Raw genomic sequence first — 24,794 nt, forward strand, 5'->3', positions numbered from 1 at the left:
AAGCGGACACGGCGTGGCTCGCGTGTGATCAGGGTCTCATGCTACCGGAAGCCGTCGCGCGGCCGCGTCGACCAGGTCCCTGGGCCGTGGACCGGCCGCGACTTCGACATCTACGAAGCCAAGCCCGAGCGCGAGGGTACGAAGCCGCTCGCTGGCCGCGACGACACGGACCGCTTTCACCTTGGCGACAGGATCGGCGGGCAATGCCGCCAGTACGCACTGCAACGCCGCGCCGCTGCTCAGCGCCAGTACCAGTGGCGCGTCGGCTTCGCGCAGCTGCTGAACGGCACGGGTGGACAGCGGCACGGGTTCGCGCACGTAGACGTCGGCGCGCAACACGCGGGCGCCGCGCGCGCCCAGTGCCGGCGCGATTTCACCGCGACCGCCCGGAGCGGTGACCAGCCCGACGTCGCAGCCTCGCACGTCCTGCAGGACCGGCAGTGCGAGCAGCCCTTCGCTGTCCATCCGCGCGGGGGAATGCACGTTCGCGACGCCGGCACGCTGCAGCGCGGCTGCCGTGCCCGCGCCGACTGCGCACACGGACTGCCCGGGCCGCGCGTGCAACGCCTGCAGTGCACGGGCCGCGCGCACGGCGGCGGGGCTGGTGAACACCACGTGCGATGCCGCCAGTGCATCGTGCAAGCCCGCGCGCGTCGCGTCGTCGTCGCGCAACTGCAATCGCCACGGCGACAACGCGATCAGCCCGCCGCCACGCCTCGCGGCTTCGCGCCGCAATGCCGCGTGTTCGCCGCGAGGACGCAGCGAGATCACATACCATGACGGGGTGCTGCGCCGGGACATGCGCGCAGCTTACCGCGCGACTTCCGCCGACACGACGCAACGCATGCCTTACGCCGCCGAACTCGAACAGCTCAACGCCCACTACCAGTCGATGCCACCGGTCGCGCTGATGCAACTGAGCATCGCCGGTTACGATGGCTGCCGGTTGCAACTGCATGCGCCGTTGCCCGTGCACGTGAACGACAAGGGCTGTGCCTTCGGCGGCAGCCTCGCATCGATGATGACGCTCGCGTCGTGGGGCGTGGTCTCGTTGCTGGTTGAACGCGCCGGCCTGCACGCCGATATCTACGTGGCGGATAGCCAGATCCGCTATCTCGCTCCCTTGTTCGCGGACCTCGACGTGAGCGCCGAACCCGCGCCCGAAGCGGACCCCGGTGAGTTCATCGCCACGCTGCGCAATCGCGGCCGTGCGCGCATCGGTCTCGTCGCGCGCACGCTGCTGCCCGATGGCGGTGTCGCGACCGATTTCACTGCTCGCTATGTGGCGATGTTGTAGTGAATGAGGCCGGTGTTCCCGCGCGCTGCGGCGCGTTCGATTTCCGCCGGAGCCGAAAGTCGTTCGCGGCGCGCTAGGATGCGCCAACCGACCACGGGGCTGCCCGCATGAAGCGTCTGTACCAAACGTTCAACACACTGGCGCTCAAGCCAGCCTTCGTGACGTTGTGCCTGCTGGCCCTGGCTGCGTGCGCCACCGTCGCCAACCAGAGCACCAAGCTCGACCAGGCGCAGTACGCATGGTCCGGCGCGATCCGCTGGGGCGATTTCGAAGGCGCGATGAACCTGATCGATCCCGAGGAGCGCAAGAAGGTCGAGATCACCCCGCTGCAGCTGGAACGCTACAAGCAGGTGCAGATCTCCTCGTATCGCGACGTCGGCACCAGCACCGACATGGACGCCGGCAAGTCCGTGCGCGACATCGAGATCGGCGTCATCAACCGCCACACCATGGCCGAGCGCACGGTGCGCTACCGAGAAGTCTGGCGCTGGGATGCGGATGCGAAGGCGTGGTGGCTGACCAGCCCGCTGCCAGATCTGTGGGACGGGCAATAGGCCGCATCGATTCGCTTTGAACCTCGCACTGTTTGACTTCAACGGCATGTCACGGCCCGTGAGGCTTGCCTGACGCAACGACCTGGCGCCGGGCGTACCCGGTGCCGATGCTGCGAAGGGCCAAAGCGCCGCGCAGGCATGGCGCGACGTGACCGTTACATCGCCACGTAGTAGGTCGCGATCGCCACGAACACCGCCAATGTCTTGATGATCGTGATCGCAAAGATGTCCTTGTAGGACTGCCGGTGGCTGAGCCCAGTCACCGCCAGCAGCGTGATCACCGCGCCGTTGTGCGGCAACGTGTCCATGCCGCCCGACGCCATCGAGGCGATGCGATGCAGCACTTCCATCGGAATGCCGGCGGCCTGCGCATTGGCGATGAACGTATCGGCCATCGCCGCGAGCGCGATGCTCATGCCGCCCGACGCGGAGCCCGTGATGCCCGCGAGCGACGTCACCGTCACTGCTTCGTTCACCAGCGGATTCGGGATCGCACCCAGCGCGTTGGCGACGACGAGGAAACCCGGAAGCGCGGCGATCACCGCGCCGAAGCCGTATTCCGATGCGGTGTTCATCGATGCGAGCAGCGCACCGCCGATCGCGCTCTTGCCGCCTTCGGCGAAACTCGCCTTCACCGGCTTCCATGCGAACAGCAGCACGCAGGCGATGCCGGCCAGCAGGGCGCCTTCCACCGCCCAGATCGCGGCGACCTTCGAGACTTCCTGCACCACCGGCGCGGCCTTGCCCATCGACGACGGCACGAATTCGTGGCTGGTGCCGTACCACTGCGGGATCAGCACCGAGAACAGCTTGTTGCACACGCCCACCAGCACCAGCGGCAGGATCGCAACGTAGGGATTGGCGAGCGCGGTGCCGGCGAAAGCCGCGGGCTCGTTCACCAGCGTGGACGGATCGCCGTAGCCTTCGCCGTTCTTCAATGCGACGCGTCGCCGCCATTCCAGGTACGACAGGCCTGCGATCAGGATGAACACCGATCCGCTCACGCCCAGCAGCGGCGCGGCCCAGGAATCGGTGCCGAAGAACGACGTCGGAATGATGTTCTGGATCTGCGGTGTGCCCGGCAGCGCGTCCATGGTGAAGGTGAACGCACCCAGCGCGATCGTGCCGGGAATCAGGCGCTTGGGGATGTTGCCCTGGCGGAAGAGTTCGGCGGCGAACGGATACACCGCGAACACGACGACGAACAGCGACACGCCGCCGTAGGTCAGCAGCGCGCACACCACGACGATCGAGAGCATCGCGCGGCCCGCGCCGAATACGCGAATGGTCGAAGCCACGATCGAACGCGAGAAGCCCGACAACTCGATCAGCTTGCCGAACAGGGCGCCGAGCACGAACACCGGGAAGTACAGCTTCAGGAAACCGACCATCTTGTCCATGAACAGGCCGGTGAACATCGGCGCGACCAGCGACGGATCGGTCAGCAACACCGCGCCGAGCGCGGCGACCGGCGCGAACAGGATCACGCTGTGGCCGCGGTAGGCCACGACCATCAGGAAGCACAGCGCGGCGAGAACGACGAGGAATGACAGAAGCGGGAAGGACATTCATTGCTCCATCGCGACTGGCGCGAAGTGGGATCGGCCTCGCGCACACTGCACGCGCTGCCTGCTCTTGCTCGTCATCCCCGCGAAGGCGGGGATCCAGCGACTTTTGCTTTCTGCTCCAGGCGCCAGGAGCGAAGACGCTGATCACCAGCACTCCGCGCCGCGAAAAGGTACTTCCGCCTTCGCTGGAATGACGGGCGTTTTCTCTCGTGTGCCGGAAAGCGATTGCCAGGCGAGTCTCCCGGCCGCGCCGCGGCCGGCCCATTGTCCGAAGGTACGATGCCGTCCCTTCGGCGCCGGCCCTAGCCTTGCGAAAACGGCCCACTCCTGCCGGGGTGCAGGGGTCCGCCGCAACGTGTACGTACGCACCCGTTAGGAGGGGACGCGATGAAGCGCAAGTATTTGAGTCTGGCGATCGGTTCGGTGCTGGTGACCGCGCTCGCGGCACCGGTGGCGTGGGCGCAGGACGCGGCTCCTTCGGATGCAACGACGCAGGAAACCAAGGCAACCAATCTCGGCGCACTGACGGTCACCGCGCGCAAGCGCGAGGAGACTCTGCAGGAAGTACCGGTCGCGGTCACCGCGTTTACCGCCGATGCGCTCGACAAGCTTGCCGTCGACGACATCTCTGACCTCGACGCGCAGGTGCCGAACCTCACGGTGTACGCCGCGCGCGGTTCGAGCAGCACGCTCACCGCGTACATCCGCGGCGTCGGCCAGTCCGATCCGCTGTGGGGCGTGGATCCGGGCGTCGGCCTGTATCTCGACGACGTGTACATCGCGCGTCCGCAGGGTGCGCTGCTCGACGTGTTCGACGTCGAGCGCGTGGAAGTGCTGCGCGGCCCGCAGGGCACGCTGTACGGCAAGAACACGATCGGCGGCGCGATCAAGTACATCTCGCGCGGGCTGCCGCGCGAGTTCGAAGGCAATGCCTCGATGACGGTCGGCAACTACAACCAGCTCGACGTGAAGGCCGCCATCGGCGGTCCGATCGGCGGCGCCGACAGCGGCCTGCGTGGACGCATCGCGGTGGCGAGTCTCAACCGCGACGGCTTCGGCGAGAACACGGTCACCGACCAGGACGTGAGCGACAAGGAAATCCTCGCGCTGCGTGGCCAGCTCGGCGCGTACGCGGGCGACAACTTCAACGTGCAGTTCGCGTTCGACTGGATGGACGACCAGTCCGGCGTGCGCGGCGCGCAGATGCTCGCGCCGAACCGTTTCGTGCCGGGCGTGCAGCCGCTGGATTCGCGCTACGACGTGCGCAACGGCATGCCCAACGTCAACGACACCGAGATGAAAGGCATCTCCGCCACCGTGAACTGGCGCGTGAACGACGACCTCAGCCTGAAGTACGTCGTTGCCAAGCGTGAGTCCGACTCCGAAACCAACATCGACTTCGACACGACCCAGGCCAAGATCGCTGACGTCAAGGCGTTCTACAGTGACCAGCAGGTCAGCCACGAAATCCAGGCCAACTACGATGCAGGCGGCCGCGCGCGCGGTGTGATGGGCCTGTACAAGTTCGACGGCGACGCCGGCGGGCAGGTCCTCAATAACTTCTTCAACCTTCTGTTCGGTGACACCCAGGGCGTCGTGCAGACCGAAAGCATCGCGCTGTACGCCGACTGGACCTTTGATCTCACCGAGAAACTCAAGCTCGACGTCGGCGCGCGCTACACCGACGAGGACAAGCACGCGACCGTGCTCAACCGCGGCTACCGCGACGCGACGTACACGCAGCCGATTTCGGTCGCCGCGAACTTCGACAAGACCATCAACTTCAAGAACACCTCGCCGAAGATCTCGCTCGACTACGAAATCACCCCGGACATCATGGTGTACGGCCTGGCCTCGCGCGGCTTCAAGTCCGGCGGCTACAACATCCGTGCGCAGGCGACCGCGGTGCCGCGTTCGGCCGAGCCGTTCCAGGACGAGCAGGTCGACAGCTATGAAGTCGGCACGAAAATGGGCTTCCTCGATTCCACGCTGTTCCTGAACCTCGCCGCCTTCCACAACAAGTACGACGACATCCAGCTGTCGATCTTCACCGCCTACGACAGCAACGGCGACGGCACCGACGATGCGTTCTTCGGCGACTTCACCAACGCAGGCTCGGGCACGGTCAACGGCGCCGAAGTCGAATACCAGTGGCTGCCGACGGCGAACTGGGTGGTGTCGGGCAACTTCGCGTGGCTCGATGCGAAGTACGACGAGTACATGTTCAAGGGCGTGAACATCGCCGACCAGCAAGAATTCACCAACGCGCCCGAGTTCTCCGGCGCGGTGAATCTCGAATGGCGCACCGAGCTCGCCAGCGGCGGCAACCTGTCGGCGCGGGTGGGATACAGCTATCAGTCCGAAGTCGTGGCGACGACGGAAGTCGTGCGCGATCCGGTCACCGGCGCGACGACGCAGCCGATCACGCAGGACGGCTACGGCCTGGTCAACGCGGGCGTGACCTGGCGCCTCAACGACGCGTGGTCGTTCTCGCTGTCGGGCACCAACCTGGCCGACGAGGAATACCGCACCACCGGCTACAACCTGAATGCCGCGCTTGGCGTCATGACCGGCTTCTACGGCGCACCGCGCCAGTACGCCCTGACGGCGCGCTACAACTTCTGACGCTGGTTCTCCCTGCGGTGGGATTGCACGGCGACGGATGCGAATCCGTCGTCGTGCTTTTGTTTGCGCGCGTCGCATCCATTCGCAGCCGGGAGAACAAGTGCAGTTATCCTCGCGGGCATGCTGCACTCGTCTGAAGCCTGACCCGCCGCCATGCTCCCCGCCGGCCTGATCCTCCTCGCCGCCCTGCTCTGGCTGGGCCTGCTGTTCGCGGCGGGCGTGTACGGCGAGCGCCACCCGCAGGCGTTCGCGACGCGCTGGAAGCACATCTACGCGCTCTCGCTCGCGGTGCACTGCACCTCGTGGACGTTCTACGGCACGGTCACGCAGGCCGCGCGCCACGGCTGGCCGCTGCCGCCGACCTTCGTCGGCGCGATCCTGCTCTACGCCTTCGCCGCCGCCCTGATGGTGCGGCTGGTGAAGCTCGCGCGCGAAACGAATGCGACGTCCATCGCCGACCTCATCGCCACGCGCCTGGGCAAGGACACCGGGCTCGCCGCGACGGTGACGCTGGTCGCCGCGCTCGGTCTGCTGCCGTACATCGCGCTGCAGCTCAAGGCGATGGCGATGAGTTTCGCCGTGCTCACCGGCCGCGACGGCAATGCCACGAACGTGCCGGTGTGGCAGGACATCGCGCTGTACGTCGCGTTGGCCATGGCGCTGTTCGCGATGCTGTTCGGCACGCGCCGGGTCAGCGCCGCCGAACACAATCGCGGACTCGTGTTGGCGATGGCATTCGAGTCGCTGCTGAAACTGGGCGCGATGCTCGCGCTGGGTGTGTTCGTGTGGTGGGGATTGGGCGACCTGCCCGCCGCTGCGCCGGTGCCCCCGCCCGTGTCCGGCGGCGGTTTCGTGCCGCTGATGCTGCTCGGCGCGTTCGCGATGTTCATCCTGCCGCATCAGTTCCATATCGCCGTAGTCGAATGCCGCGACGAGCGCGACGTGCACACCGCGCGCTGGCTGTTCCCGTTGTATCTCGTGCTGATCGCCTTGCCGGTGCTGCCGCTCGCGCGCGCGGGGCAGGTGTTGTTCGCCGGCACCAACGTGTCATCCGACATGTACGTGCTCGCGTTGCCGTTGTCGCAGGGCCACGCAGGGCTCGGCCTGTTCGCGTTCCTCGGTGGCATGAGCGCGGCCACCGGCATGGTCGTGGTGAGCACGCTCACGCTGAGCCTGATGATCGGCAACCACTGGCTCGCGCCAGGATTGCTGCGCCGGATGTGGAAGGACACGTCGTGGAAGCATCCGCCGCTGCTGCGCGATGGCCACGACGACCTGCGCGGCGCGGTGCTGCTGCTGCGCCGCGCGGGGATCGTCGTGATCATGCTCCTCGCATGGATGTACGGCCGCGTCGTCGCCGGCAGCGCGGCGCTGGCGGATGTCGGCGCGGTGAGTTTCTCCGCGCTGGCGACACTCGCGCCGGCGCTGGCGTTCGCGGTGTGGCGGCCGCACACGCCGCCGCGTGCGGCGATCGCAGGCATCGCCGCGGGCTTCGCGACCTGGGCGTGGTGCCTGCTGCTGCCGGTGCTGGCGACCTCGCGCGGCGTCACCCCGGAATGGGTCACGCACGGGCCCCTCGGATGGCAATGGCTCGCGCCTGACGCACTGTTCGGATTGACCGGCTGGAGCCGCCTGGGCCGCGCAGTGGGTGCGAGCCTGTTCGTCGGCACCGCGGTAACGGCACTGGTCGCGGTATGGCGCACGGCGCCTGCGCGACGTGAATCGCGCGGGCTCGATGCCGCGACGTTGCGCACTGCCGGACGCCGCTTCCTGCCGCGCGAACGCGTTGCCGAACTGCTTGCGTCCGCACCCGTCACCGGCTCCGTTCCACATGAGGTCGAAGCCGCGATGGAGCGCGAACTCGCCGCCGTGCTCGGCTCCGCATCGGCGCGCGTGCTGCTCGACGCGGCGCGGCGCGAAGGCGGCAACGTCCACGACCTCGACGCCGTCGCCGCGATCGTCGACACCGCCTCGCAGGACCTGCGCTTCAACCAGCGCGTGCTCGAAGCCGCGCTGCAGAACATGAGCCAGGGCATCAGCGTGGTTGATGCGCAGCTGCGCCTGGTCGCGTGGAATCGCCGCTACGTCGAACTGTTCGGCTTCCCCGACGCGCTGCTGAAGATCGGCACTCCCGTCGCCGAGCTCTCCGCGTGGACGCTGCAGAAGATGCCGCACAAGGGCTCGCTGCAGCAGGCGCTGGCGCGCCGTCTCGCCTTCATGCGCGCGGGATCGCCGCATCTGTCCGAGCGCGTGTTTCCCGACGGCAGCATCGTGGAAATCCGTGGCAACCCGATGCCGGGTGGCGGTTTCGTCGCCACCTTCACCGACGTCACCGAGTTCCGCCGCGCCGAAGCCGAACTGCTGCAGGCGAATGAAACCCTCGAACAGCGTGTCGGCGAACGCACTACGCTGCTCGAACAGGCCAAGCGCGAAGCCGAGTCCGCGAACGATGCGAAGAGCCGCTTCCTCGCCGCGATCGGCCACGACCTGCTGCAGCCGTTGCATGCGGCGCACCTGTTCACCGATGCGCTTGCGCAGCAGCTAGGTGAACAACCCGCGCGCGAACCGCTGACGCAGAACATTCTTGTGCAAATCCGCGGCGCGCTCGATTCGACCACCGGCCTCCTCACCGGCCTGCTCGACATGTCGCGCCTGGAGGCCGGTGGCCTCGTGCCCGAGCCGCGCGCGATGCCGTTGGCCGATGTGCTGGAGCCGCTCGCCTCGGAGTTCCGCGCGCTCGCCGCCGAACGCGGTTTGCAGCTGCGCTACGTGCCCACGGCCTTGTGGGTCGATACCGACCCGCAGTTGCTGCGCCGCGTGCTGCAGAACTTCCTCGCCAACGCGGTGCGGTACACCACGAACGGACGCATCGTGCTCGGCGTCCGCCGCAGCGGAGGCGCCGCGCGGATCGAAGTGCACGACACCGGCCCCGGCATCGCGCCCGAACACCAGCAGATCATCTTCGAGGAGTTCCGTCGCGGTGGTGATGCGCCGGGGCAGGGCCTCGGATTGGGGCTCGCCATCGCCGAACGCATCGCCGAACTGCTGCGCGCGCCCCTGATGCTGCGCAGCGAACCCGGGCGCGGCACGATGTTCGCGATCACCGTGCCCGCCGTACCGTCGCGCGTGCGCGAAGCCGCACCCCTGCCGCCGCCGCGGCCGCGCCTGCCCGGGGTGCATGTCCTCGTGGTCGACAACGAGCCGCTGGCGATGGAAGCCTTGCGCCGCGTGCTCGAAGGCTGGGGTTGCCGCGTCAGTGCCGCCGCGCGCGGCAGCGACGCGCACGCGGCGATCGCCAGCGATCCGGCCGATGCGTGGCTGTTCGACTACCACCTCGACGACGACACCGGCGTCGCCCTGCGTGAACGCCTCGTCCAGCAGCACGGCGCGCGCCCGACCGTGATCCTCAGCGCCGACCACACCGAAGCCGTGCGCCGCGATGTGCAGGAAGCCGGCCTGCCCCTGCTGATGAAGCCGCTCAAGCCGCTGGCGCTCAAATCCGTCCTGGACCGGCTCCTGGCCGCGCGCGCGGTGTCGTAACGGCGGGGGACCACCCGGCTCGGCAGCGATGCCGGCGACGTCGCTTCAGCTTTCAGCGGCGGCGCCGATACCGTTTGCAACGGCCGTGCACTGCAGCCGGAAGCGGCAACGCAGCTCCTCCAGCGGCAGCGCACGGCTTTGCCCACTCCGCCTAAACCATTAACGGGGTGATTGCCTTCACGGAGAAAAGGTGACCGTCGTCGCGGAATACGCGCTGACGCCTTCCTACGCTGTCCGGGCATGGGCGGCGTGCTGCGCCAGCCTGTGGCGCGCGTGCGTCTGGGGAGCCCGTGCGCACCATGGAGAACCAAAATGGCCGGGCGACGCGTCGGCAACATTCGCAGAAATGATGACAGCCAGCAGCACGCGGACCTGACCGCGAGGCTGCTGCGTGCGTCGACGCCTGCCGAAGCCGCCGCCGTGCTGTTCGACGAGATGCCGTGGCTGGAGAAGCGCGGCGCCAGCGTGCACTGGTCGACGCACTGGCCCGAGCAGATCAGGAGCTATCCGGAACGTCGCGGCCCCGGCAACGTCGAGGCACTGGCCGTCGAGTTCCTGCATGACGTACGTGCGGGCCTCGGCTCCGAATCCATGCGCCTGTTGCATGACGACGGCGACAGCACCATTGCCGTCCTGCATTGCGCACTGGATTGCCCGGAGGTGGACGAAAGCATCCGCACGCGGCTGGGCGAGCTGCTACGCCTGCAGCGCATGCAGGAGAGCGTGGTGCGCCTGGAAGGCGCGGAAAAACTGCAGCGCTCGCTGTACGCCATCGCCGACATGGCCGGTTCGGATCTCGAGATGCCGGACATGCTGCGCGGCCTGCATCGGATCGTTGCCGACCTAATGTATGCGGAGAACTTCTACATCGCGCTGTACGACCGCGAGTGCGACAGCATCCGCTTCCTGTACTTCATGGACGTGGTCGATGCGACGCTGCCGGTGGAAGGCGATTCGATCCCACTGTCGCGCATCGAGCACGGCCTCACCTGGCACCTGATCCGCGACCGGCGCCCGCTGATGGGGAGCACCGCGGAGATGCGGCGGCAGGTTTCCGGCCCGCTGCGCCTGCATGGCGCGGACAGCAGCGACTGGCTCGGCGTGCCGATGATGCGCGAGGGCGAGGTCCAGGGCGTGGTGGTGGTGCAGAGCTATACCGGCCAGCGCCACTACACGACCGCGGAGATGTCGCTGCTGGCCTTCGTCGCCGAACACATCCTCACCGCCCTGGAACGCAAGCGCGGGCGCGCCGAACTCGAACAGCGCGTCGTCGAGCGCACCCAGCAGCTGGAAACGGCGAACCAGGAGCTGCGCCGCGAAGTGAGCGAACGCGAACGCGGCGAACGCCTGCAGGCCGCGCTGTACCGGATCGCCGCGCTGGCCAGCTTCGACGAGAGCAGCGCTTCCTTCTACCGGCACGTCCACGCCATCGTCGGCGAGCTGCTGGATGCGCGCAATTTCTACATCGCGCTGCGCTCGCCCGATGGCACGAGCGTGATGTTCCCGTACGCCGCCGACCAGAGCGCGCGCGAATGGCCGGCGCGCTCGTCGGGCCGCGGCCTGACCGAGTACGTGCTGCGCACGGGCCGGCCGCAGCTGGTGGACCACGCGCGCGCAAAGGCGCTGCTCGCGGAGGGCGAGATCGACTCATCGCTGATGGACGACGCTACCCGCGTATGGCTCGGCGCGCCGCTGCTCGGCATGGAAGGTTCGATCGGCGTGGTTGCGCTGCAGAGCTACGACGACGCGACCATCTACAACGAGCGCGACGCCGAGCTGCTGACCTTCGTGTCCTACCAGATCGCCAGCAGCCTGCAACGCCGCCACGCCGCCGAACTGCTGCGGCAGGCCAACGCGGAGCTCGAGGTGCGCGTGGAAGAGCGCACGCTCGAGTTGCGCGAGCAGATCCGCGTACGCGAGCAGATCGAAGCGCAGCTGCAGCACCAGGTGATGCACGACGCATTGACCCGCCTGCCCAATCGCGTCTACCTGCGCGACCGCATCGAACGCGCGATCGCGCGCGTGCGGCGTGATGTCGGCGACGGCTTCGGCCTGCTGTACATCGACGTCGACCGCTTCAAGGTCGTCAACGACAGCCTTGGCCACCGCGCGGGCGACGAGATGCTGCTGGAAGTCTCGCGCAGGCTCGCATCGTGCGTGCGCGAACCCGACACGGTCGCGCGCCTGGCCGGCGATGAGTTCGTGCTGCTGCTCGAGCACGTCGTGCAGCCGGAGGACTCGTGCAAGGTGGCGCAGCGCGTGCTCGAAGCGCTCGAGCAACCGATGCAGGTGGCCGGGCGCGAACTACGGATCTCCGCCAGCATCGGCATCGCCCTGGCCGGCAGCGACTGCGAATCGGCCGACCGCATCCTCCACGACGCCGACGCCGCGCTCTATCGCGCCAAGAGCACCGGCCGCAACCGCTTCGTCCTCTTCGACGAGGCGATGCACCGCACGGCGATGGGCGTGCTCGACATGGAGCAGGCGCTGCGCAGCGCGCTCACGCGCGACGAGTTCCTCCCGTACTTCCAGCCGATCGTGCGCCTCGACGACGAGCGCATCGTCGGCTACGAGGCGCTGTTGCGCTGGCGGCATCCGCAGCGCGGCATCCTCGGGCCGCCGGATTTCCTGAAGGTGGCCGAAGACAGCGGCCTGATCGAGGAGATCGACTGGCGGCAGTTCCGCCTCGCGCTCGAAGCCGCGCGCGAACTCGTGCAGGACGGCAGCTTCATCACGCTCAACGTTTCGCCGCGCCTGTTCGCCCACAACGACTTCGACCAACGCCTGATCGCGATGACGCGCGAAGTAGATTTCGACCCCCGCCGCCTGCGCCTGGAGGTCACCGAGGGCACGCTGCTGGGCGATCCGCAAACCGTCGCCGCGACGCTGCATCGGCTGCGCGATGCGCACATCGAGTCGGCGCTCGACGATTTCGGCACCGGCTACTCGTCGCTCGGCCATGTGCATCACTTCCCGCTGAAGATGATCAAGATCGACCGCAGCTTCATCACGCCGTTCGCGGCCGGCGTGGCGCCGCGCAGTTCGGCGGTGATCGAGGCGATCCTCGCGCTCGGCCATGCGCTCGGCGCGGAGATCGTCGCCGAAGGCATCGAAACCCAGTACCAGCGCGAAGTGCTGCAGGCGATGGGTTGCGTGTACGGGCAGGGCTTCCTGTTCTCGCGGCCGGCGCCGGCGGGGCACTGGCTCGCCGCTCTGCGCAAGTGATCCCGCGCGTCGTCGCGATCACTCGATCTGCCGCGCCGGATCGCTCAGTTCGAGTTCGCGCAGCACCACGCCGGCCTGGGTGCGGTTGCGCACGCCCAGGCGCTCGAAGATCGCGGTGAGGTGCGCCTTCACCGTGCGCTCCTGCACGTCGAGGCGGTCGGCAATCTGCTTGTTGAGCAGGCCTTCGGCGACCAGCACCAGTACGCGGAACTGCTGCGGCGACAGGCTCGCCAGGCGCGCGGCGAGATCGGCATCGTGCGTGGACGAGCGCGCGCGCGACACCGGCGCGCGCAACGCGGCGGGCAGCCACTGTTCGCAGGCGAGCACGGTGCGGATCGCCTCGCGCAGCTCGTCGAGGCCGGAACTCTTGGGCAGGTAACCCGCGGCGCCGTGGTCGAGCGCGCGGCGGATCACGCGCGGATCGTCGTTAGCCGACACGACCACGACTGCGACGCCCGGAAACTGCGCGCGAACCGCCGCGAGGCCGGCCAGCCCGTGGTTGCCCGGCATGTGCAGGTCGAGCAGGACCAGGTCGATGTCGGGTTCCGATTCGAGCACCGCCAGCACGCTTTCAAGCGAATCGGCCTCGCGCACGCGCAGGTCGGCGACGGCGTCGGCCGCGGCACCGCGCAGCGCGGCACGGAACAGCGGGTGGTCGTCAGCGATCAGCAGCGTGGGCATGCGCGCCTTGCAGCTCGAGGGTCATGAAGATGCTGTTCGGATCGGCGGTGTAGCGGCCGAACGGAGCGCACTCGGTGAAGCCGAAGGCGGCGTACAGCCGGCGCGCCGCTTCGAAGTAGGCCATCGAGCCAGTTTCCAGGCTCACGCATCGATAGCCGGACGCGCGTGCTTCGGCAAGCAGGTGCTCCAGCATCGTGCGTGCCACGCCCTTGCGCAGATGCGCGCGCGCGGTCCGCATCGACTTGATTTCGGCATGGGCACCGTCGAGACGCTGCAAGGCACCGCAGCCCAGTAGCGCGTCGCCATCGTGCAGCGTCCACACGCGCACATCGGGATGGCGGAGTCCGTCGAGATCGAGCGCGTGCTGGCTCTCCGCCGGCGCGGTCGCCTGCATGGCGGCGCGGTGTTCCCCCAGCAGTGCTGCAAACGCGGGGCTGTCGAGGTCGGCGTGCCGGATCTGCATCGCGCTACTGCACCGTCCAGCCACCGTCTACGTCGATCGTATGCCCGGTGATGTTCCGTGCCGCTGGCGACATCAAAAACGCGGTGATGCCGGCGAGTTCCTCGAAGGTGATGAACACGCCCTTCGGCATCGGCTTGAGCATGACTTCGCTCACCACCTGGGACTCGGGAATGCCGCGCGTGCGCGCCTGGTCGGCGATCTGCTTGTCGACCAGCGGCGTCTTCACGTAGGTCGGGCAGATCGTGTTGACGGTGATGTCGGTATCGGCCGTTTCCAGCGCGACCACCTTGGAGAAGCCGAGGAGGCCGTGTTTCGCCGCGACGTACGCGCTCTTGTACGGGGAGGCGACCAGCGAGTGGATCGAGCCGATGTTGACGATGCGGCCGAAGCCGCGTTCGCGCATGCCCGGCAACAGCGCGCGGGTGAGCCGCGCGACGCCGACCAGCATCACGTCGACCAGGAACTCCCACTTCTGCATCGGGAATTCCTCCAGCGGCGCGACGTGTTGAAGGCCTGCGTTGTTGACCAGCACGTCGACCGGGCGCGAGACCGCGCCGAGCGCGGCTTCGATGCTGTGGTCGGAGGTGACGTCCAGCGCGAGCGCCTGCGCGGAGCCGCCCGCCGCGCGCAGCGCTTGCGCCACGGTTTCGGCGGCGTCGAGGTTCACGTCGGTGACCACGATGTAGTGGCCGGCGTGCGCGAGTTCGGCGGCGATGCCGGCACCGATGCCGCTGCCGGCACCGGTGATGAGGATGCAGCGGGAAGCCATGGTGGGAGTGTCATGAAAGCCGCGGGAAACCGCAGCCTAGCAGGCGCGCATCGGCGCCTCGTGGTACCAAAGTACGATGCCGCGCGCGGTGCGGCTTGCTAGGGTCGCGGCATGACGAAGATGCCCAGGCTATCGGCGAGCCACGCCGGAATCGCACACGGTGCGGCCACGTTCTGCTGCCTCGTGCTCGCCCTGGCGGGCTGCGCCACCGGACCTCGACCACAGGAGTCTGCCGCCATGCTGGTTTCGAGCGTCCGGGTGACCACGCACCGCGACGGCGACGACCTGCTCACCGCGGGCCTGGGCCGCGACGGCCTGCGCGCCATGGTCGCGCCCGCCTTCGCCGATCCCGCGCATCCCACGCCGGTCGAACTCCGCCGCCGCGCGCTGTGGAGCAACTGGCGCGGCATCGCCGACCTGACGCCCGGCGGCGGTTACGGCGACTGGTACGGCAGCACCGCGACGGTGCCCGGCCGCGAATTCAGCGCACTGGCGACGTTGCCCGGCGCGAAGCAGCCGCATCGCGTGCTGGTGCAGCTGCCGGATGCGTTCGAGGCGGCGAAGCCATGCGTGGTGGTGGCCGCATCGTCGGGGTCGCGCGGCATCTACGGCGCGATTGCCGTGGCCGGCCCATGGGCGCTGCCGAAGGGCTGCGCGGTGGCGTACACCGACAAGGCCGCGGGCACCGATTATTTCGACCTAGATGCGGGGCAGGGCGTCGCGCTCGACGGCACCGTGGCGGGCGCCGATGCAACGCTCGCATTCGCACCCGCTGCGTCTCCCGCGCACGGCATCGCCGTCAAGCACGCGCATTCGCAGGACAACCCCGAAGCCGACTGGGGCCGCCACGTGAAGCAGGCGGCGGAGTTCGCCCTGCAGACGCTCAACGATGCGTATCCGCAGCGCGGTTTCACCTTCGCCAACACGCGCGTGATCGCCGTCGGTATCTCCAACGGCGGCGGCGCGGTGCTGCGCGCGGCCGAGCTCGAAGGCGACTGGCTCGACGCCGTCGTCGCCGGCGAGCCGAACGTCAATGCCGAAGGCGCGCGTCCGCTCTACGACTACACGACCGAAGCCGCGCTGCTGATGCCGTGCGCAATGCTCGATCTCGAAGGCCTGCCGGCTTCGCCGCTGTCCGCGCAGGCGCGCGCGATGGCGCCGGTGCGCTGCACCTCGCTCGCCGCGAGCGGTGTGTTGCCCGCGGGCGATATGAAGACGCAGGCGCGCGCCGCGCATGAAGCGTTGCGCGCGTCGGGCTGGACCGAGGCGGCGCTACGGTCGGGCGCGCTGTCGGTCGATTTCGACCTGTGGCGCGCGATCGCGGTGACGTATGCATCTGCTTACGGACGCTACGCGCCGGGCGAGCATCCCTGCGGCTACGGTTTTGCCGCGCAGAACCCCGACTTCACTCCGCGTGCGGCGAAGGACAGCGAACGCGCCGCGTGGTGGGCCGACGGCAGCGGCATTCCGCCGGGCGCGGGCGTCGGCATCATCGATACGAAACTCGCCGCGCCGGACTTCACCCTTGCCGGACTGCAGTGCCTGCGCGCGCTATGGACCGGGCAGGGCGCGGACGCCGATCGCGTGCGCGCCGGCGTGGCCGAATTGCGCGCCGGGCTGCCGCGCGCGGAGCTGCCGGTGGTGGTGATCCATGGCGTCGACGACGGCCTGGTGCCGATTACCTTTACCAGCCAGCCGTGGGTCGCGAAGGCGCAGACGGCGGGGCGCGACGTGCGCTACTGGCAGGTGCGCAATGCACAGCACTTCGATGCGTTCCTGGCGTTGCCGGACTATCGTGTGCGCTATGTGCCGCTGCTGCCGTACGTGTATGCGGCGCTCGATCGGGTCATGGCGCACCTGGACGATCCGGCGCAGCCGTTGCCGCCGAGTGCGGTGATCGAGACGGCGCCGGCGGCGGGTCCGCTGACGGCGGGGCAGTTGGCGATTCCGCACTGACGGCTGTTTGGCCGATACGAGTGTTAGCCGTACGACTCGCTCGCGATGATGTCCTGCTTCTCCCCGCCTGCGGGGAGAAGCTGCCCGAAGGGCTGACGCCGTAGGGAAGCACCCTTGGGGTGTGAGGGGCGCGAGCGCAGCGAGCTGCTTTAGCCGGCCCCGCACCCTGCATCGCTTCGCGATGCTGTCCCTCTCCCCGTAAACAGGGCGAGGGGAAAATTGGGCGTAGTTGCGAGTCGCCACACGGGCTCACGCCGCGGCACCTCCGCTTTTTTGCGACAATCCCCGCCCCTTTGCACCGGTTGCCGTATTCGTGGACTTCCAGGAACTGCTCGCCTTCGCCGAACGCCATTCCATGCTGTCGCTGGGACTGGTGGCGATCACCGCGGCGCTCATCTATACCGAGGTCGCGCACCTGTTCCGTGGCTACAAGTCCCTGCGGCCCGCCGAGCTGACCGGGCTCATCAACCGCGAGAACGCGCTGGTGGTCGACCTGTCGGCGAGCAACGACTTCGAAAAGGGCCACATCGCCGGCAGCAAGTCGGTGCAGGTCAGCCAGTTCGATCCCGAGAACAAGCTGCTCGCCGCGGCGAAATCGCTGCCGGTGGTGGTCGTCTGCCGCAACGGCCAGGCGTCGGCGGATGCCGCCAAACGCCTGAAGAAGGCGGGCTTCGAGCAGGTCTACTGGCTCGACGGCGGCATCGCCGCCTGGCAGCAGGCCGACCTGCCGCTGGTGAAGGGTCGCAACTGACCGCGGGGCGAGTTCGCGAAAAAGACTCTTGCGAAGCGCCTCCGACCGCCCCACGTCGAGTGCTACGGCGGTTGTCCTGACTGAAACGGCCGTCCCATCCGGCCATGCCATAATCGCCGCCTTTTCCGAAATACCTGCTGGAGTAACACTGATGTCCGAAGAACTTGCCAACGGCGCCGCCGCCCCCGAAGCCACCGGACCGGTGTTCACGGTCGAGAAGGTCTATGTCAAGGACGTCTCGTTCGAAGTCCCCGGCGCCCCGGGCGTGTTCAACGAGCAGGCGCAGCCGCAGCTGCAGATGAACCTGCAGCAGGCCGTGCAGCGCCTCAACGAGAGCGCCTATGAAGTCGTTCTTGGCATCAACCTGACCTGCGCCATCGGCGACAAGAGCATCTACGTCGCCGAAGTGAAGCAGGCCGGCGTGTTCGGCCTCGCCGGCTTCGACGCCGCGGCGCTCGACGGCATGCTCGGCGTGCATTGCCCGACCGTGCTGTATCCGTACGCGCGCCAGCTGATCAGCGACCTGATCCAGGCCGGCGGCTTCCCGCCGTTCTTCCTGCAGCCGATCAACTTCGAAGCCCTGTATGCCGAAGGCCTGCGCCAGCGCGCCGCCCAGCAGGCCACCGACGGCGCCAGCCTCGCCGGCGCCGAAACGGCCGGCAACGCCTGATCCCTGCGCCTGACGGCACCCACTCCGACGTGGTAGCGCAAGCGCCTGCAACGGTTGCGGTGGTGGGTGCCGGTTCCTGGGGCACCGCGCTTGCCGCCCTGATCGCCCGGCACGGCTGCAAGGTCGTGCTGTGGGGCCGTGACGCCCACGGCATCGCGACCCTCAATGCGCAGCACGAGAATACGCGTTACCTGCCCGGCATCGCGCTGCCCGACAGCATCGTCGCCACGACCGATCTTGCCGCCTGTGTCGGCGCGGCCGACCTGGTGCTGGTGGTCGTGCCTTCGCACGCTTTCGCCGAAACCCTGCGCGCCCTGGCGCCGTACCGACCCGCGCATGCGGGCGTGGCGTGGGCGACGAAGGGCTTCGAGCCCGGCAGCGGGCGCTTTCTGCATGAAGTCGCCGCCGAGGTGCTCGGCGAGGACGTCCCGCTCGCCGTAGTCACCGGCCCGTCCTTCGCCAAGGAAGTCGCGATCGGCCTGCCTACTGCGCTCACGGTGCATTCGGACACCGACGCATTCGCGCAGGATGTCGCCGACGTCCTGCATGGTCCCGCCTTCCGTGCCTACACCGGCGACGACATGCTCGGCGCCGAGCTCGGCGGCGCGATGAAGAACGTGCTCGCGGTCGCCACCGGCGTCGCCGACGGCATGCAGTTGGGCCTCAACGCCCGCGCCGGCCTGATCACCCGCGGCCTCAACGAGATGCTGCGCCTGAACCAGGCGATCGGCGGCAAGGCCGAGACCCTGATGGGCCTGGCCGGCCTCGGCGACCTTGTGCTGACCTGCACTGGCGACCTCTCGCGCAATCGCCGCCTGGGGCTCGCGCTCGGCCGCGGCCAGTCGATCGCCGATGCGGTGCGCGAGATCGGCCAGGTCGTGGAATCGGTGCAGACCGCCGACGAAGTCATGCGGCAGGCCGACAGGCATGGCGTGGAACTGCCGATTTCCAGTGCCGTGCAACAGGTGTTGCACGAAGAGCTGACGCCGGCGGAAGGCCTGAAGCTGCTGCTCTCGCGCGAGCAGAAGCCGGAGTATCCGGTCGGTTTGTTCGGCTGAGTCTGTCGCCGCAGCGGCCCTGCGCGCAGCGGCAAGACGCCCCCTTATCCGCTTCGGTACCTGCTCCCCGCACGTGGAGAAGGGTTAGCGCGGACCTGGCACTTCAGGGCGGAAGCGCTCCTGCTTGCTCGTCATTGCCGTGAAGGCGGGTATCCAGTGACTTTCGGGTTTGCCTTGCTCTCGTGCGTAAAGGCGCAAGAGCCCGAGGCAAGGTCGCGGATGACCAGGCTTCCGCTGTGATGAAGCACGGCCCGCCTTCGCGGGAATGACGACTGCAAATGCCGTGCGTACGAAGGCCGGCGCCATCCCTTCTGCGTCCACAACCTGCAGACAAAAAGAAGCCCGGAGATTCCGGGCTTCAAATACGCGACCCTTCCGGGGGAGAGAGAGAATTGTCGCGTGGAGCAATAGATGGAACGGACCGGGGAGGGGGAACCGGCCGTTCCGCCGCGCCTAGAACGTCAGGCGCGGACCAACGAAATACTGCGTGTCACCATCGGAGAACTTTACGTCGCCGGTGACGCCCCAGTTCTGGTTGAACTTCACCTGGGCGCCGACACGGCCGTAGAAGTCGCCGTCGAAGCGATCGCCGTCTTCGTAACCCGCCAGAGCGTAGCCTTCAAAGTTCGGTGCCAGCGCGCTGCGCACGCCAACCTCGGCGCTGTAGCCGTCGAGGCGGTCGTTGTCGCCTTCGATGTCGTAGTTCTCGTAGGCGACGCGGGCGAGTAGGTCGGTGTTGGCTGCGACCGGCTGGTTGTAGCCCAGGCCGACGCGCCACTGGTCGACGTCGATGCCTTCGAAGCGCACGCCGCCGATGGTTTCATCGTCCGTCTTCTGGCCGCTGTAACCGCCGAAGACGTGGAAGTTGTCGGCGATCGCGCCGGAGCCATTCACTCCCCAGCCGTCGGCATCGCCGGCGTCCGTGTTGGTGGCGACATAGCCTCCTTCCACATAGTTGTAGGACAGGCCATCGGCCGCGGAGGCGGCGAACGGGAGGGCGGCCATCAAAGTCAGGGCAAGCAGGGATTTCTTTTTCATAAGGTCTCAGCCTTTTGGTTTGTGGGGCCGGAGCTGACCGGGGAAATCGCCGGGGGGAAGAAGACCAGTTCCGGTGTGCGCCAGTATCCGAGCGGGGCCCGAATCCGGGCTTAATAACAAACTAACAAGTACAGGAACTATCCAGCTTCAGCGCGGTCGCGGCGGCAGAGGGCATGTCGACTCAGCAGGCATTCCGGCCGCTGAGCGGCGCCGCACCCGCCGAAAGACCGAAGCCCCGGCATTCCGGAGGCTTCGTGCTCCGCCACGCGGAAATAGCGATCAGAAATCGAACCGCACCTGCAGCTGCGCCAGGTCGGCATCCGCGTCCTCGACTTCGAAGCGGCTGTATTCGCCACGCAGGGCGACCCGATCGTTGAAGCGGTATTGCCCGCCGATGCCATAGGTCGGGTCGGTGCCGCTGTCGTCATCGTTGCCGGTCAGCCCGGGCAGCGAGGTGTCGACGTTCCAGCGGTGCACGCCGGCCTTGGCGTACAGCGCGAAGTTCTCGCTGACCGGCAGCGTGCCGACGGCGGTCAGGTAGGCGCTGTCGCCTTCCAGCGCCGGGCCGGCGACCTCCGGTTCGATCTTGCCAAAGTCCGCGTAGCCGGCTTCGAGCCCGAAGTAGCGGTTGAACTGGTAGCCGCCGAAGACGGAGAACGCGGTGTCTTCGTCGTCATAGGCGCCTTCGTCGACGAAGGACTGGCCGACGCCGGCGCCGGCGTAGAAGCCCGAGTCCTGGGCCTGCGCGCCGAACGCGGCGGCGCCGAGGGTGACCGAAAGAAGCAGGGTCGAAAGCAGCTTGGTCTTGCGCATTGTTCTGGTTCCTTGGATTCCGGCCGCGGATGTCGCGAGCCGACGCGTGGGTCCCGGCCCCATGCCGGGACTGCCATCGCAGCGGAACCTGTGTATGGGTCAACACCACTGGAACAATGCGGGAAACGGAGGATTCTTTTTCCCGTGAGTGGGACGATAGCCAAGGCCTACTTCGTGGCCGGCGCCGCGCCACCCGCGGGCACGATCCGCCAGACCTTGTTGCCGACGTCGTCGGCCACCAGTACGGCGCCGCGGTTATCGATGGCAACGCCGACCGGACGTCCGCGCGCCTCGCCCTTTTCATCGAGGAAGCCGATCAGCACGTCTTCGATCGGTCCCGAAGGTTGGCCATTGGTGAATGGCACGAACACCACCTTGTAGCCATTGAACGGATCGCGGTTCCAGGAACCATGCAAACCGATGAAGGCGCCATTCGCGTAGTGCGCGGGCAACAGCTTGCCGTCGTAGAACGCCAGGCCCAGGGCGGCGACGTGCGCGCCGAGCGCGTAGTCGGGCACCACCGCGCGCGCGACCAGCGCCGGATCCTGCGGCTTCACGCGGGTGTCGACGTGCTGTCCGTAGTAGCTGTACGGCCAGCCGTAGAACGCGCCTTCGCGCACCGAAGTGAGGTAGTCGGGCACGAGGTCGCTGCCGAGTTCGTCGCGTTCGTTCGCCACCACCCACAACACGCCACTCTGCGGTTGCCAGTCCAGGCCCACCGGGTTGCGGATGCCGCTGGCAAAGACGCGGCCCTGCCCGGTCCTGATGTCGATCTCGTGGATCGCGGCGCGTCCGGCTTCGATCTCCATGCCGTGCTCGGCCACGTTGCTGTTGGAACCCACGCCGACATAGAGCTTCGTCCCGTCGCGACTGGCGAGCAGGCTCTTGGTCCAGTGATGGTTGCGTGGTGCGCCGGGCAAGTCGGCGAGTTTCACCGGCGCCGCGCCAACGCTGGTTTCGCCATTGCGATAGGGAACGCGCATCACCGCGTCCGCATTGGCGACGTAGAAGTCATTGCCGACCAGCGCCATGCCGAAGGGCGACATCAGGCTCTGCAGGAACACGGTTCTGGTCTCGGCCACGCCATCGCCGTCCGCATCGCGCAGCAGGGTGATGCGATTGGCGCTGGGCGCCGCCGCGCCGGCTTTCTTGAACGCGGCCTCCATGAACACGCCGCGGATCGGATTCTTCGGCGGATCGGGCGTCGGCGGGCGATTGGTTTCCGCGACCAGTACGTCCCCGTTGGGCAGGACGTACAACCAGCGTGGATGCTCGAGCCCGGACGCGAATTCGTTCACCGCGAAACCAGGCGCCGCGGCGGGCGTTACGCCCGCGGGCCAGCCGGTCGCGGTCGCTACCTTGACGGTGGGAATCGGTGAGGGATTGGGTTCGGCGAGAACCGGATCCGGGCCGGTATCGGCCCTTGCGGTGAGGCGCGCGGATTCACCGCACGCGGCAATCGCCAGCAACGACAGCGCAAGCGCGGATACCTTCAGCACACGGGACATGGCGGCCTCCTCGCATGGCGGCAGGGCCGCCGCCTGCTGAGGCGAGGGTCGCGCAGGCGCTATGAAATCGACGTGACATCTCGCCAGGCGTGTTAACGACGCGTCAGCAATTCAGCGCGATGCCGCGTGCCAACGCCATTCGAACCCGACCGTGACGTTGCGCCCCGGTGCAGGTTCGTAATAGCGGCGGTTGCCCTCGTTGACGATCACCGAACCCGCATAGCGCCGATCGAACAGGTTGCCAATCGCAAGAAACACGCGGCCGTCGCCATCGCCGCGCTGCAGGCCATAACCCGTGCTTGCGCCGAAAACGGTGTAGGCGGCCGCACTCTCGTCATCGATGGTGTTCACGCGCACCGCACCGATGTACTGCGCCTGCAGCCGCGCGTGCCAGCCTGCATCGCTTCCCCACTGCACCCCGGCATGCGCGCTGGTACGCGGCACGCCCGGAATGTGCGTCCCGGCGGCAACGGGCACGTCGGGCACGGCGCAAGGCGTCCCGGCGCACGCAAGGAAACCATCGCGGAACGTCGCCTCCATCCACGTCAACGCGACTTCGCCGCGCCAGTGCGCCGACAGCGGAAAACGCGCGGACCATTCCGCGCCGTGGCGACGCGCATCGCCGGCGTTCTGGAATGTCGTGCGGCCACCGCTGCTGGCGGCGACGGCGAGTTCGTCGCGCGTATCGGCCCGGAACAGCACGAGCTCGGAATGGACCTCGCCACGGCGGAACTTCACGCCGGTTTCGACGCTGCGCGTGCGCGCCGGACGCAACGCGAAGTTGGGCCCGCTCCCGCCGTCGTTGCGATAGGCAAGTTCGTTGAACGTCGGTGTTTCGAAGCCGCGTCCCCAGGCGGCGAACCACCGCCAGTGCGGCGAAAACTTCCAGCCGAGCCCCGCCACGGGCGACGTGGCGCGATATCGCACTTCGCCGCTGTCGTCGGGATTGCCGGCAACAACATAGCGATCGCGCGAACGGAAACGGATGTCGCTATGGCGTACGCCGGCCATCACCGACCAGTCGTCCACGGGCGACCACGTCGCCTGCGCATACTGGTCGAACGCCCGTACCTCATCGTCCTGCGACAGGCGCAACGCGCCACGCACGCCCAGTTGAGTGCCGATGAAATTCTCGAAGCCGCGGCGATCCTGTCGTTGCCGGTCGACGCTGGCGCCGGCCACCACGTCGAACGGCCGCCCGGCGAGCGACGCCGTCCACGTCCAGCGTGCATCGACGCCCTGGTAAGGGGACGCGAGGTCCACCACGCCGCCGCCGCTGAGCGGATTGCCTTGCGTGGCGACGGGGATGGCGAGGACCTGCGTGGTTTCGCGCCGCCCCGCATACGCCAGCACCCGCCACTGCGACCGGCCGATGTCGTGCGTGACCGTCGCGCCGAGTTGCCGCTGCGCCACCGACTTGCGCGTGTCGAACCGGTGCGCACCGTCGGTCGCCTGCCGCGGGTCGTCGTCGAACTGCGCGCGATCGAGGCCGAGGGGATCCTGCACATCAGGCGCCGACAAGGCATTCGCCACGAGCGTCATCCGCGTATCGCCGCGCGCGACGTTGAGCTTGCCGTTGAACACAGTGCGCTCGGCGCGGCTGTGGTCGCGATAGCCGTCGGTGGCGAAGTGGTTGAGCCCGAGCACGTAATCGATGGCGCCGCGCCGGTCGCGCACTTCGACGCCAAAGCGACGGTTGCCGTCGCCGCCTGCGGCGGCTTCCATGCCGGCTTCCATCGGCGCGACCCCGTCGACCGTGAACAGCTGCAGCACGCCACCCGCGGCATTGCCGTACAGCGCCGAAAACGGTCCACGCAGCACTTCGATCCGCTCCGCGTCGAGCAGCGGGAAATGCGAAAGTTGGCCCTGGCCGTCCGGCATCGTCGCGGGAATGCCGTCGACATACAGGCGCACGCCGCGGATGCCGAAGCTCGCGCGCGTGCCGAAGCCGCGGATCGAGACCTGCTCGTCCTGGGCGAAGTTCTGCCGCGAACGCGCGAGCACGCCAGGCACGCCGAGCAGTTGCTCGGACACGGTCGCGCCGAGCGTGTCGCGCCGCACGTCGCGCATATGCACGACGCTGATCGCGGCAGGGACTTCATCGGTATCGCGCGGAGTGCGCGTCGCGGTGACCTGCACGCGATCGAGCGTGGTCACGTCATCGACGGGCGCCGCGTGCGCACTGTCCACGGCCAACAGGGCGAAGCAGCCGAGGCAGCAGTGAAAGGCGGCGTGCATGCGGATCTCGTTTGCGGACGCCGCAGCCTACAACAGCCGC

18 protein-coding genes are annotated in these 24,794 nt (G+C 68.0%); 9 read left to right on the forward strand and 9 right to left on the reverse strand.

Translation table 11 applies throughout. The features are described from left to right. Positions 1–36 precede the first annotated feature (36 nt). Positions 37–801: a uroporphyrinogen-III synthase gene (locus tag ASD14_RS14910; protein WP_056135662.1), complete on the reverse strand. Its 765-nt coding sequence runs from the start codon at positions 799–801 to the stop codon at positions 37–39. On the opposite strand from ASD14_RS14910, the gene ASD14_RS14915 reads away from it, so the two are divergent. After that, positions 800–1,297, forward strand: coding sequence for a YiiD C-terminal domain-containing protein (locus ASD14_RS14915; protein WP_235565423.1), 498 nt, complete (start codon positions 800–802; stop codon positions 1,295–1,297). The two genes, ASD14_RS14910 and ASD14_RS14915, sit on opposite strands and share 2 nt — an antisense overlap. Positions 1,298–1,404: 107 nt before the next feature. Beyond that, the gene (locus ASD14_RS14920) at positions 1,405–1,851 is read left to right on the forward strand and encodes a hypothetical protein (RefSeq protein WP_157475458.1); all 447 of its coding nucleotides are present in this window, start codon (positions 1,405–1,407) and stop codon (positions 1,849–1,851) included. Positions 1,852–2,006: 155 nt separating this feature from the next. Here ASD14_RS14920 and ASD14_RS14925 read toward each other — a convergent pair whose 3' ends face one another. Continuing rightward, the gene (locus ASD14_RS14925) at positions 2,007–3,419 is read right to left on the reverse strand and encodes a GntP family permease (protein ID WP_235565424.1); all 1,413 of its coding nucleotides are present in this window, start codon (positions 3,417–3,419) and stop codon (positions 2,007–2,009) included. Positions 3,420–3,806: 387 nt separating this feature from the next. On the opposite strand from ASD14_RS14925, the gene ASD14_RS14930 reads away from it, so the two are divergent. The 3 genes from ASD14_RS14930 to ASD14_RS14940 all read left to right on the forward strand — a co-directional run bounded on the left by ASD14_RS14930 (position 3,807) and on the right by ASD14_RS14940 (position 12,809). Continuing rightward, positions 3,807–6,044 (forward strand): TonB-dependent receptor, encoded by a 2,238-nt coding sequence (locus ASD14_RS14930; protein ID WP_056135666.1) that lies wholly within the window; start codon positions 3,807–3,809, stop codon positions 6,042–6,044. Positions 6,045–6,197: 153 nt separating this feature from the next. Further along, positions 6,198–9,584, forward strand: coding sequence for a PAS-domain containing protein (locus ASD14_RS14935; RefSeq protein WP_056135670.1), 3,387 nt, complete (start codon positions 6,198–6,200; stop codon positions 9,582–9,584). 312 nt (positions 9,585–9,896) lie between these two features. After that, positions 9,897–12,809: an EAL domain-containing protein gene (locus ASD14_RS14940; RefSeq protein ID WP_056135673.1), complete on the forward strand. Its 2,913-nt coding sequence runs from the start codon at positions 9,897–9,899 to the stop codon at positions 12,807–12,809. Between the two features lie 18 nt (positions 12,810–12,827). On the opposite strand, the gene ASD14_RS14945 is transcribed toward ASD14_RS14940, so the two are convergent. From ASD14_RS14945 to ASD14_RS14955, 3 genes are read right to left on the reverse strand one after another with little or no spacing between them, the layout of a single operon-like run. Beyond that, positions 12,828–13,490, reverse strand: a complete 663-nt coding sequence (locus ASD14_RS14945; RefSeq protein WP_056135676.1) for a response regulator transcription factor — start codon at positions 13,488–13,490, stop codon at positions 12,828–12,830. Continuing rightward, complete coding sequence (locus ASD14_RS14950; RefSeq protein WP_056135680.1) at positions 13,468–13,953, reverse strand: GNAT family N-acetyltransferase; 486 nt, start codon at positions 13,951–13,953, stop codon at positions 13,468–13,470. The genes ASD14_RS14945 and ASD14_RS14950 overlap by 23 nt, the downstream gene beginning before the upstream one ends. 4 nt (positions 13,954–13,957) lie before the next feature. Beyond that, on the reverse strand, positions 13,958–14,722 hold the full coding sequence (locus ASD14_RS14955) for a 3-hydroxybutyrate dehydrogenase (protein ID WP_056135684.1): 765 nt from the start codon (positions 14,720–14,722) through the stop codon (positions 13,958–13,960). A 237-nt stretch (positions 14,723–14,959) separates the two neighbouring features. On the opposite strand from ASD14_RS14955, the gene ASD14_RS14960 reads away from it, so the two are divergent. From ASD14_RS14960 to ASD14_RS14975, 4 genes are all read left to right on the forward strand, one after another. Next, positions 14,960–16,678: a 3-hydroxybutyrate oligomer hydrolase family protein gene (locus ASD14_RS14960; protein WP_056135688.1), complete on the forward strand. Its 1,719-nt coding sequence runs from the start codon at positions 14,960–14,962 to the stop codon at positions 16,676–16,678. Between the two features lie 313 nt (positions 16,679–16,991). Then, entirely contained in the window at positions 16,992–17,429 is a 438-nt protein-coding gene (locus ASD14_RS14965; protein WP_056135691.1) for a rhodanese-like domain-containing protein, read from the forward strand. A gap of 151 nt (positions 17,430–17,580) precedes the next feature. After that, positions 17,581–18,099: a protein-export chaperone SecB gene (gene secB, locus ASD14_RS14970; RefSeq protein ID WP_056135694.1), complete on the forward strand. Its 519-nt coding sequence runs from the start codon at positions 17,581–17,583 to the stop codon at positions 18,097–18,099. Positions 18,100–18,128: 29 nt separating this feature from the next. Further along, positions 18,129–19,157, forward strand: a complete 1,029-nt coding sequence (locus tag ASD14_RS14975) for an NAD(P)H-dependent glycerol-3-phosphate dehydrogenase (RefSeq protein WP_056135697.1) — start codon at positions 18,129–18,131, stop codon at positions 19,155–19,157. 453 nt (positions 19,158–19,610) lie between these two features. On the opposite strand, the gene ASD14_RS14980 is transcribed toward ASD14_RS14975, so the two are convergent. The 4 genes from ASD14_RS14980 to ASD14_RS14995 form a co-directional block, all read right to left on the reverse strand. After that, positions 19,611–20,195 (reverse strand): diffusible signal factor-reguated Ax21 faimly protein, encoded by a 585-nt coding sequence (locus ASD14_RS14980; RefSeq protein WP_056135699.1) that lies wholly within the window; start codon positions 20,193–20,195, stop codon positions 19,611–19,613. A 279-nt stretch (positions 20,196–20,474) separates the two neighbouring features. Then, entirely contained in the window at positions 20,475–21,008 is a 534-nt protein-coding gene (locus tag ASD14_RS14985; RefSeq protein ID WP_056135703.1) for an outer membrane beta-barrel protein, read from the reverse strand. Between the two features lie 167 nt (positions 21,009–21,175). Continuing rightward, positions 21,176–22,516: a sorbosone dehydrogenase family protein gene (locus ASD14_RS14990; protein WP_056135706.1), complete on the reverse strand. Its 1,341-nt coding sequence runs from the start codon at positions 22,514–22,516 to the stop codon at positions 21,176–21,178. Between the two features lie 111 nt (positions 22,517–22,627). After that, positions 22,628–24,754 (reverse strand): TonB-dependent receptor, encoded by a 2,127-nt coding sequence (locus ASD14_RS14995; RefSeq protein ID WP_082539027.1) that lies wholly within the window; start codon positions 24,752–24,754, stop codon positions 22,628–22,630. Positions 24,755–24,794: the final 40 nt, after the last annotated feature.

The sequence above is a fragment of the Lysobacter sp. Root494 genome (genome assembly GCF_001427225.1).
Lineage (GTDB): Bacteria > Pseudomonadota > Gammaproteobacteria > Xanthomonadales > Xanthomonadaceae > Agrilutibacter.